The sequence below is a fragment of the Kitasatospora sp. NPDC088346 genome (assembly GCF_044740765.1).
Taxonomy (GTDB): Bacteria; Actinomycetota; Actinomycetes; order Streptomycetales; family Streptomycetaceae; genus Kitasatospora.
In genome coordinates, this window is sequence record NZ_JBIURH010000068.1 from 1 (window position 1) to 15,089 (window position 15,089).

At 69.8% G+C, this 15,089-nt stretch carries 15 protein-coding genes and 3 pseudogenes; 11 read left to right on the forward strand and 7 right to left on the reverse strand.

The genetic code is table 11. The features are described from left to right. The first annotated feature begins 444 nt into the window (after positions 1-444). Both ACIOFR_RS38265 and ACIOFR_RS38270 read left to right on the forward strand, forming a co-directional pair. On the forward strand, positions 445-1,464 hold the full coding sequence (locus ACIOFR_RS38265; protein WP_401004841.1) for a hypothetical protein: 1,020 nt from the start codon (positions 445-447) through the stop codon (positions 1,462-1,464). Continuing rightward, complete coding sequence (locus tag ACIOFR_RS38270) at positions 1,461-2,015, forward strand: hypothetical protein (RefSeq protein ID WP_401004842.1); 555 nt, start codon at positions 1,461-1,463, stop codon at positions 2,013-2,015. Before ACIOFR_RS38265 ends, ACIOFR_RS38270 begins: the two co-directional genes overlap by 4 nt. A 274-nt stretch (positions 2,016-2,289) precedes the next feature. On the opposite strand, the gene ACIOFR_RS38275 is transcribed toward ACIOFR_RS38270, so the two are convergent. Next, the gene (locus ACIOFR_RS38275) at positions 2,290-3,075 is read right to left on the reverse strand and encodes a maleylpyruvate isomerase family mycothiol-dependent enzyme (RefSeq protein WP_401004844.1); all 786 of its coding nucleotides are present in this window, start codon (positions 3,073-3,075) and stop codon (positions 2,290-2,292) included. 413 nt (positions 3,076-3,488) lie between these two features. On the opposite strand from ACIOFR_RS38275, the gene ACIOFR_RS38280 reads away from it, so the two are divergent. The 3 genes and pseudogenes from ACIOFR_RS38280 (at position 3,489) to ACIOFR_RS38290 (ending at position 6,159) form a co-directional block, all read left to right on the forward strand. Continuing rightward, positions 3,489-4,151, forward strand: a complete 663-nt coding sequence (locus ACIOFR_RS38280) for a hypothetical protein (RefSeq protein WP_401004846.1) — start codon at positions 3,489-3,491, stop codon at positions 4,149-4,151. A 74-nt stretch (positions 4,152-4,225) separates the two neighbouring features. Further along, positions 4,226-5,229, forward strand: a pseudogene (locus ACIOFR_RS38285) (IS5 family transposase). A gap of 225 nt (positions 5,230-5,454) precedes the next feature. Then, positions 5,455-6,159 (forward strand): hypothetical protein, encoded by a 705-nt coding sequence (locus tag ACIOFR_RS38290; RefSeq protein WP_401004884.1) that lies wholly within the window; start codon positions 5,455-5,457, stop codon positions 6,157-6,159. Positions 6,160-6,272: 113 nt separating this feature from the next. On the opposite strand, the pseudogene ACIOFR_RS38295 reads toward ACIOFR_RS38290, so the two are convergent. From ACIOFR_RS38295 to ACIOFR_RS38310, 4 genes and pseudogenes are all read right to left on the reverse strand, one after another. After that, a pseudogene (locus tag ACIOFR_RS38295) lies at positions 6,273-6,731 on the reverse strand (sigma-70 family RNA polymerase sigma factor); the annotation flags it as partial. A 402-nt stretch (positions 6,732-7,133) separates the two neighbouring features. After that, positions 7,134-7,607, reverse strand: a complete 474-nt coding sequence (locus ACIOFR_RS38300; protein WP_401004847.1) for a hypothetical protein — start codon at positions 7,605-7,607, stop codon at positions 7,134-7,136. Between the two features lie 1,102 nt (positions 7,608-8,709). After that, positions 8,710-8,874, reverse strand: coding sequence for a hypothetical protein (locus tag ACIOFR_RS38305; RefSeq protein WP_401004849.1), 165 nt, complete (start codon positions 8,872-8,874; stop codon positions 8,710-8,712). A gap of 65 nt (positions 8,875-8,939) precedes the next feature. Next, positions 8,940-9,557, reverse strand: a complete 618-nt coding sequence (locus tag ACIOFR_RS38310; protein ID WP_401004851.1) for a TetR/AcrR family transcriptional regulator — start codon at positions 9,555-9,557, stop codon at positions 8,940-8,942. Between the two features lie 139 nt (positions 9,558-9,696). Here ACIOFR_RS38310 and ACIOFR_RS38315 point away from each other — a divergent pair, with 139 nt between their 5' ends. The 5 genes and pseudogenes from ACIOFR_RS38315 to ACIOFR_RS38335 all read left to right on the forward strand — a co-directional run bounded on the left by ACIOFR_RS38315 (position 9,697) and on the right by ACIOFR_RS38335 (position 12,812). Then, positions 9,697-10,620: an SDR family oxidoreductase gene (locus tag ACIOFR_RS38315; protein ID WP_401004853.1), complete on the forward strand. Its 924-nt coding sequence runs from the start codon at positions 9,697-9,699 to the stop codon at positions 10,618-10,620. Between the two features lie 148 nt (positions 10,621-10,768). Continuing rightward, positions 10,769-11,761, forward strand: coding sequence for an alpha/beta hydrolase (locus ACIOFR_RS38320; RefSeq protein ID WP_401004855.1), 993 nt, complete (start codon positions 10,769-10,771; stop codon positions 11,759-11,761). 254 nt (positions 11,762-12,015) lie between these two features. After that, positions 12,016-12,214, forward strand: a pseudogene (locus tag ACIOFR_RS38325) (NAD(P)(+) transhydrogenase (Re/Si-specific) subunit alpha); the annotation flags it as partial. Positions 12,215-12,259: 45 nt separating this feature from the next. Then, entirely contained in the window at positions 12,260-12,568 is a 309-nt protein-coding gene (locus ACIOFR_RS38330) for a hypothetical protein (protein WP_401004882.1), read from the forward strand. A gap of 88 nt (positions 12,569-12,656) precedes the next feature. After that, positions 12,657-12,812: a hypothetical protein gene (locus ACIOFR_RS38335; RefSeq protein WP_401004857.1), complete on the forward strand. Its 156-nt coding sequence runs from the start codon at positions 12,657-12,659 to the stop codon at positions 12,810-12,812. 138 nt (positions 12,813-12,950) lie between these two features. On the opposite strand, the gene ACIOFR_RS38340 is transcribed toward ACIOFR_RS38335, so the two are convergent. Both ACIOFR_RS38340 and ACIOFR_RS38345 read right to left on the reverse strand, forming a co-directional pair. Next, the gene (locus ACIOFR_RS38340) at positions 12,951-13,643 is read right to left on the reverse strand and encodes a metal-dependent transcriptional regulator (protein ID WP_401004859.1); all 693 of its coding nucleotides are present in this window, start codon (positions 13,641-13,643) and stop codon (positions 12,951-12,953) included. An 8-nt stretch (positions 13,644-13,651) separates the two neighbouring features. Next, the gene (locus tag ACIOFR_RS38345) at positions 13,652-14,191 is read right to left on the reverse strand and encodes a YbhB/YbcL family Raf kinase inhibitor-like protein (protein ID WP_401004861.1); all 540 of its coding nucleotides are present in this window, start codon (positions 14,189-14,191) and stop codon (positions 13,652-13,654) included. 149 nt (positions 14,192-14,340) lie between these two features. On the opposite strand from ACIOFR_RS38345, the gene ACIOFR_RS38350 reads away from it, so the two are divergent. After that, entirely contained in the window at positions 14,341-15,045 is a 705-nt protein-coding gene (locus tag ACIOFR_RS38350) for a GntR family transcriptional regulator (RefSeq protein ID WP_401004863.1), read from the forward strand. The last annotated feature ends 44 nt before the right edge of the window (positions 15,046-15,089 follow it).

The following is a 15,089-nucleotide window of genomic DNA, read 5'->3' on the forward strand; positions in this document are numbered from 1 at the left end:
ACCATGCGCACGCCGACACCGTGGGAGCACGCAACGTTCTACGGGCCGGGCTGGTCCGTCGTCACGCCGACCAGGCGTAACGAGAAGCTCCCGGACTTATCCGGGGGAGGAGTCACGCTCGGCTGGTTCACTGCGCACACGATGAGTGTGATCGACACGCTCTGCGTTCGCGTCCAGGTGCTCCACCGCGTCGGGGACTGCACGAGCGCTCGAACAACCTGCTCACCGCGGCGAGGCGCACACCGCGGCAGGTCAATCCGGACTGGTGACACCACCGTGGTCGGGCGGCCGGGCCACGTCCGGCGGAAACGGCGCCGCCCGGACCGAGCAGCCGATGCGGCTGCCCGGCCGGCGAAGGCCTGCTCGGGCGGCACGTGCGGGCTGGGTGGTGCTGCCGCAGCCGCCGTGGACCCGCAGGGGTTCGGGGTCGGGGTCCGTCAGGCGATGGGGCCCGGTGTTACGCGGTGGTGCCGGACGCGGACGCCTTCCTACGGCACATCCGGTTCGGCCGGGACCAGGAAGAGCTCACGACCCGGACCTACGAAGGAGGAGCGGATCGGGCGCGAGCTGCCCGTCCACGAGGCGACCCGCGCGCTGATCCGCGCCCAGCCGGAGAGGGTCCGCTGCCGCTTCCCCGGCCGGCCCGCCTCGCAACTGGTCCTACTGCCGTCCGGCCAGCAGAACCTGCACGGCGCCAAGTCCTACGACTCCAACTACCTCAGCGCCCAGCACCGGGAATGGGTCGAGGCGATGCCCGAGCTCCACCTCGACGACGGCACCGTCTTCCACAAGGAGAAGGTCTTCCCCTACGCCTACCGGCACTCCTACGCCCAGCGCCACGCGGACAACGGCGTCCCCCTCGACGTCCTGGCCGAACTCCTCGATCACGACTCCTACGAATCCACCCGCTGCTACCACCGGGTCAAGCAGACCCGGTTGCGCGAAGCCGTCGACAAGGTCACCCAGATGCAGTTCAACCACCACGGCGAGCGCGTCTGGGGCGCGGTGACCAGCTTCCTGGACGCCGAACGCACCCGCCGCGCGATCGGCTCGGTCGTCGTCCCGTTCGGCACCTGCTCCGAGCCGACCAACGTCGCCGCCGGCGGCGGAGCCTGCCTGCTGCGGTTCCGCTGCGTGGGCTGCGACCACTTCTCCACCGACGTCTCCTACCTCCCCGAACTCCGCTCCTACTTCGACGACCTGCTCCGCACCCGGGAGAAGCTGCTCGCGATGCCCGAGGCCGACGCCTGGGCCCGCGCCGAGGCCGCCCCGTCGGACGAGGAGATCCGCCGGGTGCGGCGGCTGATCCAGCGCGTCACCGAGGACGTCGACCAGCTCACCGACGACGAACGCGACCAGATCCAGCAGGCCGCCGCCATCGTCCGCAAGACCCGCCAGAGCTTCCTCGGCATGCCCCGCATCCGCCAGCCCCTGCCCGACCTGAGACCGGGGCGACCCGCATGACCGCACCCGAGCCGAGCGTCCAGGCCATGGCCGAAGGCCGCCGCGCCGACACCGGCCGGCGCCGCCAGCGCGTCCAGGCCGCCCTGGCCGCCGCAGCCAAGGAGGGCACCGAGACCAGCGTCACCGCGATCGCCCGCCGGGCCGGCGTCGACCGCACCTTCCTCTACCGCCACCGCGACCTCCTGGGCCAGGTCCACGCCCAGGCCGCCGAGCCGCCGACCATCCCGGGCGGCCGTGGACCCATGGTCAGCCGGGCCTCTCTCCAAGCCGACCTCCTGGCGGCCGACGCCCGATCCGCCCACCTCGCCGTCCAGGTCCGCAGCCTCGAAGCCCGCCTCGGTGAGGTGCTCGGCGAACAGGTCTGGCGCGAGGTCGGCATCGGCGGCCCGGACGACACCGAACAGCTCAAGGGCAAGATCACCACCCTCGAACAGCAGGTGGTCGACCTGGAACTCAAGCTCCAGGACCAGGGCGACGAGCTGAAGGCCGCCCGCACGACCAACCGCGAACTCATGGCCCAGCTCAACCGCGACCCGACCCGGCGGCACTGAAAGCGCAGGTCAGGCCACACGTCAGAGGCCCTTGCCGAGAAAGGACGCCATGGCGGACTCTTGAGGCAAGGGAGGTGAGGGCCCGTGCCCGATAAACGGCCACGTGAGCCGCAGCCCCACTGGCGGCCCAAGCGGGAGACCCTCCGCGTGCTGGCGGCAGTCGACACCGTCCGCGACCGCTACCGCGAGCACCTGCCCGTCTCGCTGCGGCAGCTCTTCTCCCTACGGTTTGAGAATGTCTCAGCGAACGGGTGACCGCGTCGTCGACCACGCCTTACGCGTTCGGGTCCCAGGCGAAGAGCCGCTCGAAGATGACCCGGTCGCCGTCGATCTTCACCGAGTCCAGCGGTGTGCGTCCGTAGAACCACAGGACCAGCTCACCGGCCGTGCCCCGGGCGGAGGCGTCGGCCGGGGCCTGGGCCTCGCCGGCAGCCGGGAGGCGGACGGCGCGGGCGCCGTCCGCCTCGACCGTGAAGCGCCAGGAGCGGCCCTCGGTGGCGTGGTAGTCGACGACGGCCGACTCGTGCGGCCAGACGCCCGACCACGCGCAGCAGGTGAACAGGAAGTCCTCGACGCCGTCCAGCGCCACCTCCGCCGGCAGCGGCTGCGCGGCGCCCACGGTGAGCTGGGCGTCATAGGTGTGCATCGCGATCTCCTGAAGCTGGTGCCGGGCGACGGCACCGCTGGTCCGCGGCGACTGCGAGGCGCCCCACCACGTCCAGCACTCGGCGTCCGGGCCGACCTCCCGCAGGGTGTCCAGCAGCTCCTGCGTCGACGCGGCCAGCCAGGCCACCAACGCCTCGCGCTCCCGGGGCGCCTGCGCCTCGGCGCGCGCCGCCACGGCCTCGGCCGGCGGGGCGTCGGCCGGACCGGCCTCGACGACGGCGGCCCAGAACGGGCGGCCCGAGCCCAGGTGCCGCGCCAGGTCGAACAGCGTCCACTCGGGACAGGTCGGCACCTGCACGTCCAGGCTGGGCGCGGCGGCGATCGCGGCCCGGAAGGCCGTCGCCCGCTCGTCGATCAGTCGTAGCAGGTCAGGGAGTTCAAGATTCTTCTGCACTACGGCTGTCTATCACCGCACTCCGGCGGCCGAAAGCGAATTTCCCAGCCGCCGCCTGCCGACGCCGCCGTCCGAACCATCCGCCCGAACCGCTGCCGACACCGAACCTCCTTCGAAACCACGGGAGTTCCCCACCCGACTTCACTCCAAGGTGGGGTTTGACTCAACACGCCGCCGCCCGGGTGCCGGGAAGCCAACGGTGTGTCAGTCTCGACAACCGCGCCAAGTACTTGCCGGAACAGCTGGAGGGATGGCTCCATGCTCACGCCCTCCGCGCAGGATGCTCCCCCTGCCAGGTGATCAAGCAGGCGCTCGAATCGTACCTGGGTGTCTCACGCACGGGTTCCACCTGATCTTCGACGCCGGGCCGTTTCGTTGCGGCGAAGTCCCCGAAGCGGCGCTGGCGATGTCTCGTGAGACAGCGAAACGGTGGAGAACAGGTCTGGTACGTGCTCGTCAGCGACGGGGTGATGGCCAAGACCGAGCGCGACTACAAGCGGATGTGCGAGTACGTCGGCATGGCCCGCCGTTCTGCCCGCGTCCCCTGGGAGGCGATCCGGGACGACACCCAGACCGCCGTGGACGCTCCGCCTTCCTTCACCGGGCCGGCGGACTTCTGGGCAGCCGTCGCCGAGGCGGCCGACGACTACCGCGTCGACCGCCAGGCCGGGCAGCCCGTCCGGCTTGAGCTGTGGTGCGAGACTGCGGGCATGGTCCCCCAACTGGTAAGGATCGGATCAGAGTTCGGCATTTCTTGTTTTTTCGGCGGTGGCTTCGACGGCCTGGGCGGCAAGCACGACGCGGCCCTGCGAGCGGTGGAAGGAGGCCGAAAAGCGGTCGTACTCCACCTGGGCGACTACGATCCGAGCGGTGAGCACCTGTTCAACGCGCTTGCCGAGGACGTGATCGCGTTCGCCCAAGCCATGAGCGCCGAGGTGGAGTTCGAGCGGGTCGCGGTCACCGCCGAGCAGGTCACCGCCTACAACCTGCCCACCGCCCCGCCCAAGACCACCGACCGCCGCTCGTTCTCCGGCACGGCACCACTGAGGCCGAGGCCCTGCCCCCGGACGTCCTAGGGCGCGTATTTGGTTGTGATCAATTTGTGGGATTCGCCTGCGCGGGCAGTTCCTGATCGGGTAGACCATGTCGTGTGACGCGAGCACAACTGTCGGATGCGGAGTGGGAGTTCATCGGACCGTACCTGCCGATCGGCGAGTACGGCCCGTACCCGGAGCGGCTGCGGCAGCAGTTCGAGGGTGTGATCTGGCGCTTCAGGACGAGCGCGCAGTGGCGCGAGATGCCACAGGAGTTCGGTGCCTGGTCGACCGTCTCGAACCGCTTCCGTCAGTGGCGTGACGCCGGCGTCTTCGAGGCGCTGCTGGAGGGTGTGATCGCCGAGGCCGCGAAGCGCGGTGAGGTGGACTTGTCCCTGGTCAGCGTGGACTCCACGACAGTCCGGGCCCACCACGATGCCGCTGGGATGCACCTGGACCCCGACACGCTGACCGCCCTGGAGAAGGCCGCTGACGAGGCGGAGAGTACCCGGCAAAAGGGGGCGGCCCGCAGGGACAAGTCGGGCAGGACGCCGTTGACGACGCGGAGCGAGAAGAACGGCGACACGTCAGACGCAGGCGCAAACTCCGTTTGAAGGCCGCCTTGCTCGGACGCTCGCGGGGCGGGCAGACCAGCAAGGTCCACGTTGCCGGTGACCGCAGGTGCCGCCCGTTGGCGTTCATCCTGACCGAGGGGCAGGCGGCCGACAGCCCGCAGTTCATCGCCGTGCTGAGGAAGGTCCGCGTCCGCGGGCCGGTCGGCCGTCCTCGCACCCGGCCCGACGCGGTCGCCGGAGACAAGGCCTACTCGTTTCGCGGCAACCGCGCCCACCTGCGTCAACGCGCGATCAAGGCCGTCATCCCGGAGAAGAGGGACCAGGCCGCCAACCGGAAGAAGAAGGGCAGCAGGGGCGGTCGGCCCGTTGGCCACGACGCCGAGTTGTACAAGGAGCGCAACACCGTCGAGCGCCTGATCAACAAGCTGAAGGCCTGGCGAGGCATCGCCGCCCGCTGCGACAAAACCCCTGCGAGCTACCTCGCCGGCCTCCACCTTCGGGGCGCGATGATCTGGATCAAAGACCTCACCAGCACCACCCATTGATCACAATCGAATACACGCCCTAGCCGCCATCGTGCGCCAGGCCATCGAAGCCCACGGCGACCCGGCGGTCCACCAGCGGACCCTGGAGCGCGAGGAGTTGGAGCGCCAGGCCGTACGCGAGAGGCTGGGGTCGGGCTAGCCGACGCGGCCGGGTGAACTCGCGGTCAGCCGCGTGCACCACAGGTGTTGCACGCGCTATCGTCGTTCTGACCGCTTCTGAGCTGCGTGGATTCGAACCGCACGTTCGCGGCGCCCCGGAGAAACGTCGGGGATCCGGACGCGGCGGGCGAGCACGCGCTGCGCGGAATCGAGGCCGCCCGCGCCGCCGACGACCCCTTCGCCCTGGCGATCTGTCTGACCGCCCGCGGCGACGCCGAGGAGAGCGCGGGCGGCAGGGAGACGGCCCGCGGGCTGTGGGTTGAGGCGAGCGACACCCTGCGGACCATGGACGCCCGCTCGCGGTGGGCGTACCGCGCGCTGCGGCTGGCCTTCCTGGACGTCGGGGAGGGCGACTTCGACCGCGCCGACCGGCGCCTCGCCGAGGTCGAGCGGATCGCCGCCGAGGTCATCTCCTACGACCTGGCCCACGCGGGGGCGAACCTGCGCGCGGTGGTCCTCGCCGCCCGCTCCCGGTCCGCCGAGGCCACGACGGCCCTCCAGGAGGTGGTGGACTCGGCGACCGTCCCGCGCCACCGCAGGGCACTCGCCTTTCTCGCCCTCACCGTCTGCGGCTCCGGCGGCCCGGTCGACGAGGGGCGGCTCGCCGGTGCGCGCCGCGAGACCGCCGGGATCACCGAGCCGCTGGCCCGGGAGGCGGTCGGCCGCCTGCTGGCCGAGGTCGCCGAGTGGCGCCGCACCGCCCCCGGGCGGCGGTACCCGCTCCACGAGCGTCTCACCCGTTCGCCGTCGGTGCTGGCGGCCTTGTGCTGACGGGCGCCGGAGTCCGACGGGCGGCCGGCCGGGCCGTGGGCGCGTTCGAGCAGAGCGGCCTCCAGTGCACGAAGCGCGGCGCGGGTGCGGGACTTCACGGTGCCGGGGGCTATGCCCAGGGTCCGGGCGCTCTCGGAGACCGACCGGTCGAGGTACCGCGTGTGCAGGAGGATCTCGCGGTGCGCCTCGCCGAGGTCCCGCAGGGCCTCGCGCACAACGTGGCGATCGATCGCGCCGTCCGCGTGCCCCGGTGCGGCAGGCTCCACGGCGTCGAGGTCGCAGCTCTCGTACGGGCGGGCCCGACGGGCCCGGTGGCTGTCGATCACCAGGTTGCGGACGACGGTGACCAGCCAGCCGCGGATGCCCTCGCCGGCCGGGTCCAAGTGCCCGATGTGGCGCCAGGCGCGCAGTACCGCCTCCTGGACGATGTCCTCGGCGCGGCGCACGTCGCCGCCCATCGCGCGGGCGGCGACGTGCCGCAGCACGGCCGCGTGCCGGTCGTACACGGCGCGGGCGAAGCGCTCGTCGTCGGCTTCGGTTCGTCGGGCCGTCACGGGTGGCGCGGCCGGCATGGGTGAAGTGGTCGTCACCGGGCCAGCGTTCGCGGCCTCGCTTGCCGTCCGCTTACCGCGGGCTGTCCCGGCTTTCCGGAGACTGTCGTGCGTCGCTCCGGTGTGACCATCGCCCGAAGCCGGTAGGGACCATCCCCACGGGTGCGGGGAGCAGGTTTGCCCCCTCGGATGCCCCTTACGCCACGTGGGACCATCCCCGCGGGCGCGGGGAGCATGCAATACGCGCAGTGTGGGGGCCTGACCGTTGAGCGGCGGGCGTTTCGTGAACAGGTGCGACTGGAGGCCGCTGCTCGGTTCGAGGCGCTCCTGCTATGAAGATCCGCCGGTCTGTCGAGAACACGCATAGTGCCTTGCCGTCGTCAAACCGCTGCGACACCCGGGCACCACGGGCCGAGCATAGGGTCAACTTCCCCAGTTGACTATCGAAGCCGCCTCATCGCTCCAGCCAAACGGGCCGAGATCCGGAGTGTTGCAGCCCTTGGGGGCGAAGAACTCGTGCCCGGTCCAGTCGTTGGCATCGAAGAGCGAGACGTCGAATCGGCACCAGCTGAGCGAGGATATGACGTCATTCCAGTTCTGAGTCCCCAGAAACCCTCGGTGCACTCGACTCAAGTCAGTGTACCCAAACCCTCCCTCAAGGCTGAGGCTGTCGCCCTGCTCTCCGGCGTCCTCCCAGAAGATCGCCACGGGTGACAGGGAGTCAGGATTGGTCGTGCAGACAGATTCCCAGTTCAGCGAGGCCATGCGCTCTCCATCGGCGTACATCCGGCGTACTTCCGAGAGCATCCCCGTACGCTCGGTGAAGGCGCCGAGGGCTACAGAAGAACCGTATTCCAGGCGGGTCAGAGATAGAGGCTCCGTCAATTCGTTGTTCATGCGCTCAAGATCTTCGACGACCTCGCCATCGAGAACAAGAGGAACCGATGGCCTGATCTCCCGTATGCGCCCGCCGACCCCCCGGCTCCTTGACGAATCCTGAAGTATTCCAGCCGATAGTCTCTCGGGCTCTGCGCTCTTGCCTCTGGTTTCTTCGCTGGTGTGTGACATTATTACCGCCCTATGAAATCCCCCGGAGGACCGCTTCCTGTACAATCGTGCGGTCTCCAGAGTTACACTTCTTGACGATCGTTCATTTCGACTGGTCCGCAAGAACTCACCCAGTCCGGTAGCGGTCCATTTCCGTAGCAAGCCAAAGCGCTGCACCAAGGTCGCCTGATGGGATGCGGTGGCAGTGCCCGACGTTGTTTGATTGACCATTTCTCACGCTACGCCCCCGGCCCAGTTAAATCGACCACAAGGGGTGAAAGTTCCCTCTCGTTTCGCCCAATAGCTAACGCTATGTCAACAGTCACTCCAGCCGGAGTCGCGCCGCAACACTCGGTCAGCGGTGGGGCCTCGGCGGTGACAATGGGTAGACAGGACTCAATGCCGCGAAGCTTGAGTCGATCAAAGGGCGCTTGGGCGGCGCTTCGTTGCGCGATGACCCGGTGCGCCGCTCAACGCCACGTCAGCGTTGTGGTTGGGGTCGCCGCCACGGTTGAGGAATAGGTGGATTCCGGCAAGACGGTCGCATCGCATCGCGATCGACTTAAGCCCTTGGTGCTGAGCTGGAATTGGCAGTCGCGCACAGGGGTAGCCGAAGCCTCACGCTCGGGATTTCGATCTCATCGGGCTGCCATGGCCTGCCTGCAAAACATGCGATTTTTAAGAAATAGCACTGACCCGTTCCGGGTTCGGTAGAGACCTCAGAGGTCGCCACGTCTGATACGACCTTTCACCCGGCCGCTCGACCTCCTGAACATCCACTGACCGGCACGTTTACTTGATCACGGCGACCTTTGCATCAGCCTTGGTCCAGAACACGATCAACCAATTTCCGAAACCGTTCCGCTACCGAACGGGCGTCCGGGCGGGAGCTGCCCATCCGGCAAGGCGAGGGTCCCGGCACCGCCGTCCTCCCTGGCTGCCTTCCTGAGGTTCAGCGCTGCTGCAGGCCTTTGAACAGGACGGGTAACGGCGAGGCGCCAGGTCGCGCGGTCAGGGCGGTGCCGGAGGGGGTGAGGTCGCCGCGGACGACGACCAGTTGGCAGGCGGCCGGGCTGAGTTCGTGGGCGGGCAGGGTGCCGGGGTGGACGAAGTGCACCGACTCGGGACCAAAGTCGCGGACGTACCGGGGGGGGGGTCGTGTGACTCGACGCGGTCCTCAATTCATGCCACGTTCTCCTGGCCTGTGGAGCTCACGTCGTCGGTCGAGGCGACTTGCTCGGGGGGCGCTGTGAGGTGCCTGGCGGTGTCCATGGTTTCCCGAATGTGCTGGGCGAGGGTGTGCTGGTCGGGGTCGTTGACCCAGCGTTCGAAGGCGACCTTGAACGCGGCGATCCCGATTTCGGCCGCGAGTGCCGCGGTGGTGTTCTCCAGGCCGCGTTCGCGCAGTGCCTGGGTGAGTGTGGCGGCGAGTGCGGCGAGTTTGGCCAGTTCGCGTTCCTGGAGTTCGGGGTTGGCGGCGATGACGGCCTGGCGTTGCCGTGCCAGGTCCCTGCGTTCTTCGAAGACGGGAGCGGCTTCGGTCAGGGCGTGGGCGATCACCTCGAGCGGCGGGAGCGGGGCGGGGGCGGTGGTCGTGGCGCCCGCGAGGATGTCGGCGAGGGGGTTGGCGCGGAAGAGGACTTCCCGTTTGTCGGCGAAGTGCCGGTAGAAGGTGCGTTCGGTGACTTCGGCGCGGGTGGCGATCTCCGCGACGGTGGTGGCGTCGAAGCCCTTGTGGTTGTAGAGCTCCAGTGCCGCCTTCTCCAGGCGGCCTCGTGCGTCGGGCTTCCAGCGGCTCATGCTCCGATCCTACACACCGATGACAGAATCTGACATCAAAGTGATGACAGGGTCTGACATTGGCGCTACGGTGATGTCACCACCTGACATCAGGTTCCCGGCCTTCGGAGTGGGGAGCCCACAGCTGAGGGAACACACCATGCGCGTATTCGTCACCGGAGCCTCCGGACACGTCGGCTCCGCCGTCGTCCCCGAACTCCTCGAAGCCGGGCACCAGGTTGTCGGCCTGGCCCGCTCGGACAAGTCCGCCGCCGCGTTGACGGCTGCCGGTGCCGAGGTGCACCGAGGCGACCTCGACGATCTCGACGGCCTCGCCGCGGCCGCCGCCGCCGGCGACGGCGTCGTCCACCTGGCCTTCAAGCACGACGCCATGTTCGCCGGCGACTTCGACGGCGCGGTCGCAGCGGATCTGCGCGCCATCGCGGCGCTCGGGGACGCGCTCGCCGGCACCGGCAAGCCTCTGGTGACCACGTCGGGAACCGTGCTGTTCGCCTTCGCGGGACTGCAGGACGCCCTCACCGAGGCCTACGCGCTCGAGGCCGGGCCGCGGATTGACGCCGAGAACGCGGTGGTCGCACTGGCCGAACGCGGCGTCCGCTCGTCCGTCGTCCGGCTCACTCCGACCGTGCACAGCACGCTCGACCACAACGGCTTCATACCGACCTTCATCTCCATCGCCCGGTCGAAGGGCGTCTCCGCCTACGTCGGCGACGGGGCCAACCGCTGGCCCGCCGTGCACACACTGGACGCGGCACGCCTGTACCGGCTGGCGCTGGAATCCGCGCCGGCGGGGTCACGGCTGCACGCCGTCGGCGACGAGGGGATCACCTTCCGCCAGATCGCCGAGGGTATCGGTCGCGGGCTGAACCTGCCCGTGGTCAGCATCCCGTCGACGGAGGCCGAGGCCCACTTCGGCTTCCTGAGCGCCCACGCCCAGGCCGACAACCCGTCCTCGAGCACGCTGACCCAGGACCTCCTCGGCTGGAAGCCCGTCCAGCCTGGCCTCATCGACGACCTCGGCCAGGGCCACTACTTCGACGCGCCGGCCACCACCACAGCCTGAACCAGCCCTATTCAGGCCCGGGGTGGCTGGTCCCCAGCCACCCCGGGCCTGCTCGAAGACCTGGAGTGCGGTGACCACCTCGCCGCACCGACGGCCGGAGCACCCTCCCGTGCCCCTGACGCAGACCCCACCCCTGGAAGGAAGAACCATGCCCCGCTCCCGTCCCGCGATCGACAGCGAACTGGCCGCAGCACTCCAGGCCGTGCCGATCGGCCCGAACGGCGTCTTCGACCTGACCGACATCCCCACCACCCGCCAGGCCGTCCGCGCGCTCGCCGACTCCATCGCGAGCACCATCCCCGACGAGCTCACCGTTACCGCCCACGAGATCCAGGTGCCGCGCGCCGAAGGCCCCGAGGTCCCCATCGTCCTGCTGCTTCCGCAGAACGCGCCCGGACCGCTGCCGGTCCTCGTATGGTTTCACGCAGGCGGGCAGGTACTCGGCTTCGCCGCGCAGGACACACCCTGGCTCAAGCCGCTGTCCGCGGCACTCGGCTGCGCCATTGTCAGCGTCGACTACCGGCTGGCCCCGGAAACCCCCGCGCCCGGAGCCGCCGAGGACGGATACACGGCCTACCAGTGGATCAGCGACAACGCCACCGATCTCGGCCTCGACCCCACCCGGGTCGGGCTGGTCGGGCAGAGCGGAGGCGGAGGCATCGCCGCCGCCACCGCCCTTCTGATCCGCGACCGCGGCGCAGCTGCCCCGCTGTTCCAGCTGCTGATGTACCCGATGCTCGACGACCGCAACACGACCGACTCGAGCCACGAGATCACCGACATCGGCATCTGGGACCGCTCGACCAACATCGCGGCCTGGCAGGCGATCCTCGGGGACCGCGCCGGCACCGAGGACGTCACGTCCTACTGCGCCGTCTCCCGGGCGACCGACCTCGCCGGCCTGCCTCCGACCTTCATCGGCGTCGGTGAACTCGACCTCTTCCGCGACGAGAACCTCGACTACGCCGCGCGCCTGCGCGCCCACGGCGTCCCCGTCGAGCTGCACCTCTACCCCGGCGCCTACCACGCCTTCGACATGTTCGCCCCGGAGTCCCACCTCGCGACGAGCTTCCACCACACCCTGAACGACTACCTCGTCCGGTACTTCACGAAGACCCCGGCAACGCCGGCTGCTCAGTGACAGGCAGGTCTGACGGCGGGCCTCCTGTGCGGAATCCCGCCGGCGCCTTTGAGCCGATTGCCACACCACTTGGCTCCAAGGCGCATCCGGAACGGAATTGGAGTACTCCCATGCGCATTGGAGTCCCCTGCGAGCCCGCAGGAGAGACACGCGTCGCCGCGACACCGGCGACCGTCAAGTAGCTGACAGGACTCGGGTACCACGTGGATCAAGGCGGGGCCGGGACACTTTCGGCCTTCGCCGACGAGTCGTACGTGGAGGCCGGGGCGCGGATCAGCACGGGCGAGGAGGCGTGGGGTGCCGACATCGTCTTCCGGGTCAACGGCCCGTCGATGGACGAGGTGGGCAAGCCGAAGGACGGCGCCACACTGGTCTGCACACTCGCTCCGGCCCTCAACCGACCTGGTCGACGCACTCGCGGGGCGGCCGATCACGGTGCTGGCGATGGACGCGGTGCCGCGCATCAGCCGCGCCCAGTTGCTCGACGTGCTCTCGTCCATGGCCAACATCGCCGGCTACCGCGCGGTGGTCGAGGTGGCCCACGAATTCGGCCGCTCCTTCACCGGCCAGGTGACCGCCGCAGGCAAGGTACCGCCGGCGAAGGAGCTCGTCGCGGGCGCGGGTTTGGCTGGTCTGGCCGCGATCGGTGCGGTCTCGTCGCTGGGTGCGATCGTGCAGGCCACCGACCCGCGTGGGGAGGTGGTCGATCAGGTGAAGTCGCTGGGCGGCAAGTACCTCCGGGTCGTGGTCCAGGAGGAGATACAACAGTCCTCTGATGGCTACGCGAAGGCCACCTCGAACCTCTAGAACGAGGCCGCCGCGAAGCTCTCAGGTCGAATGAGAGCCACTGGGACGGCGAGTTCGGGGAGAGCCGAGTGCGGGGCTCGATGTCTTCATGAGCGGCAACGACCTGCCCGGCTCCCCGAACTGGTACATGGCCGACCTCGCCGTCATCCCCGACGACCTCACCCACGGCGCCGGCGCCCTCACCCCCCCCGACCAGATGTCGGCGTACAACCGAATGCGCCCAGGCAGTTACGGCTTAACGTGACCAGTGCTCCCGCTGTGGGTGCCGGAGCCACGTGCCGAGTTCTCCCCGTGCAGACGAGGACGGCCCTCGGCCACGGTCGTGGCCGAGGGCCGTCCTCGTCTGCACGGGCCACGGCCACGTGTCGGTGGCCGGCTGGGCTCAGGGCTCGGCCACCAGGACGTGCGCGGCGGCGTGCGCGGGGAGTTCCGCGGCCTGGCCGCCGCTGCCGACCATCACGCCGCCGGGCGACGACGTCACGCTCACGACCACGCCGGGCTGCACTCCGGCGTGCCGCAGGGTGTGCATGAGCTCGGGGTCGGTCTGGAGCCGCTCGCCGATGCGCCTCACGACCGCGCTTGCGCCGTTCGGCCCCGGCTCCAGGTCGTTGAGGCTGACCATGCTCTCGTCGGGGAACGGATCCACGGTGGGCTTCGCGCCGAGTTCCTCCAGGCCCGGGATCGGGTTGCCGTAGGGCGACTTGGTCGGGTGCCGCAGCAGCTCGAGAAGGCGGCGTTCGACGGCTTCGCTCATCACGTGCTGCCAGCGGCAGGCTTCGGCGTGGGCCCGCTCCCACTCCAGCCCGATCACGTCGACGAGCAGGCATTCGGCGAGCCGGTGCTTGCGCATCACACGGGTGGCGGTCCTCCGGCCCTCCTCGGTCAGCTCCAGGTGCCGGTCGCCGGAGACGTGTAGCAGGCTGTCGCGCTCCATGCGGGCGACGGTCTGGCTGACGGTGGGACCGCTCTGGTCCAGGCGCTCGGCGATGCGGGCGCGCATGGGGACCCCGCCCTCCTCCTCGAGCTCCAGGATGGTGCGGAGATACATCTCGGTGGTGTCGATGAGTCGGGACATGCGGTGTGTCAGGCGGGTGTTTCGGCGGTGGCGGTCAGGACCGCGCGGCCGAGGGTGTGGCCGGCCATGGTGAAGCCGAGGACGGCAGGGGTGGCGTCGGCCGCCACGCCGATGGACTCGACGTCGAGGGCGTGCACCACGATGAAGTAGCGGTGCGGGCCGTGCCCGGCCGGCGGGGCGGCGCCGATGTAGCGGGCGGCGCGGGCGTCGTTGGGCAGTTGGAAGGCGCTCTCGGGCAGGCCCGAGCCGGTGTCGTCGCCGGCGCCCTCGGGCAGCTCGGTGACGGTGGCGGGGAGGTCTGCGACCGCCCAGTGCCAGAACCCGGACCCGGTCGGGGCGTCGGGGTCGTAGACGGTGACGGCGTAGCTCTTGGTGCCTTCGGGAGCGCCGCTCCAGGACAGCTGCGGGGAGACGTCCTTCCCGCCCGGGACGCCGAAGATGCCGGAGAACTGCTCGGGCGACCAGGCGGCGCCGTCGGTGACGGTGGTGCTGGTGACGGTGAAGGGGGCTGCCTCGGGGAGGCGGGCGAAGGGGTCGTTGGCGCTCAAAGCGTCGTTCCTTTCGGGCTGTGGGGTGGCGGTGCGGTCGGGAGAGGGGGCTCGCAGCGTTGCGCGGAGGGCCCCCGGCCTCCTCGCCTCGCCTGATCGACGATACCACCAATAATCGATTATCTATCGGGTCGTCTATGCTGACGGGCATGACTCAGGCCGCCCACACCCCGACCTCGTCGGGGAAGCAGATGCTTTCCGAGCAGGTCTACGCGAGCCTTCGGGACGCGATCATGCGCGGGGACTACGGCCCGGGCGACGCCCTCAAGCCGCAAGAACTCGCCAAAGAGCAGGGCGTCAGCCTGGCTGTCGTGCGCGAGGCGCTCCTGCGGGTGGTGGGCGAGGGCCTCGCCGACCGGCTGCCCAACCGCGGCTTCGCCGTCCCGGCCTTCTCCGACCGCCGCTGGCAGGAGATCGCCGAAGCCCGGCGAACCATCGAACCGGTCATGCTGCGCATGTCCATCGCGCGCGGCGACATCGACTGGGAGGCCCGCGTACGAGCCGCTCACCACCGCCTGACCCGCACTCCGGCGTACGTGCCCGAGGAGGGCGAGTACTACAGTGCCGCATGGTCCGAAGCCCACCGGGTCTTCCACCGGACCCTGCTGGAGGGGTGCGGCAACCCGGTCCTACTGGACACCTTCGACCGGATGTGGACCGCGAGCGAGCTCGCCCGCCGCTGGTCGGCGCAGCGCGCCCCCGACCGCGACGGCGTCCAGGAGCACCGCCTGCTGGAGGAGGCGGCACTGGCCCGCGACGCCGACACCGCAGCCACGGCACTGGTCCAGCACCTCACCCTGACCGCAGCCGGACTGGCCGACCACCCTCCCCACGAGCTCGCGAAGGACTCCTGACTGCACCGCCAATGGCGGTGCAGTCACGTGATGCCAGAGTCATG

Excerpts from the sequence above, each read along its gene's own strand:
- ACIOFR_RS38330 (WP_401004882.1), top strand. The coding sequence starts at position 12,260 with ATGGCCAACATCGCCGGCTACCGCGCGGTGGTCGAGGTGGCCCACGAA.
- ACIOFR_RS38335 (WP_401004857.1), top strand. The coding sequence starts at position 12,657 with ATGAGCGGCAACGACCTGCCCGGCTCCCCGAACTGGTACATGGCCGAC.
- ACIOFR_RS38265 (WP_401004841.1), top strand. The coding sequence starts at position 445 with ATGGGGCCCGGTGTTACGCGGTGGTGCCGGACGCGGACGCCTTCCTAC.
- ACIOFR_RS38315 (WP_401004853.1), top strand. The coding sequence starts at position 9,697 with ATGCGCGTATTCGTCACCGGAGCCTCCGGACACGTCGGCTCCGCCGTC.
- ACIOFR_RS38270 (WP_401004842.1), top strand. The coding sequence starts at position 1,461 with ATGACCGCACCCGAGCCGAGCGTCCAGGCCATGGCCGAAGGCCGCCGC.
- ACIOFR_RS38310 (WP_401004851.1), bottom strand. The coding sequence starts at position 9,557 with ATGAGCCGCTGGAAGCCCGACGCACGAGGCCGCCTGGAGAAGGCGGCA.
- ACIOFR_RS38350 (WP_401004863.1), top strand. The coding sequence starts at position 14,341 with ATGACTCAGGCCGCCCACACCCCGACCTCGTCGGGGAAGCAGATGCTT.
- ACIOFR_RS38340 (WP_401004859.1), bottom strand. The coding sequence starts at position 13,643 with ATGTCCCGACTCATCGACACCACCGAGATGTATCTCCGCACCATCCTG.
- ACIOFR_RS38320 (WP_401004855.1), top strand. The coding sequence starts at position 10,769 with ATGCCCCGCTCCCGTCCCGCGATCGACAGCGAACTGGCCGCAGCACTC.
- ACIOFR_RS38300 (WP_401004847.1), bottom strand. The coding sequence starts at position 7,607 with ATGAACAACGAATTGACGGAGCCTCTATCTCTGACCCGCCTGGAATAC.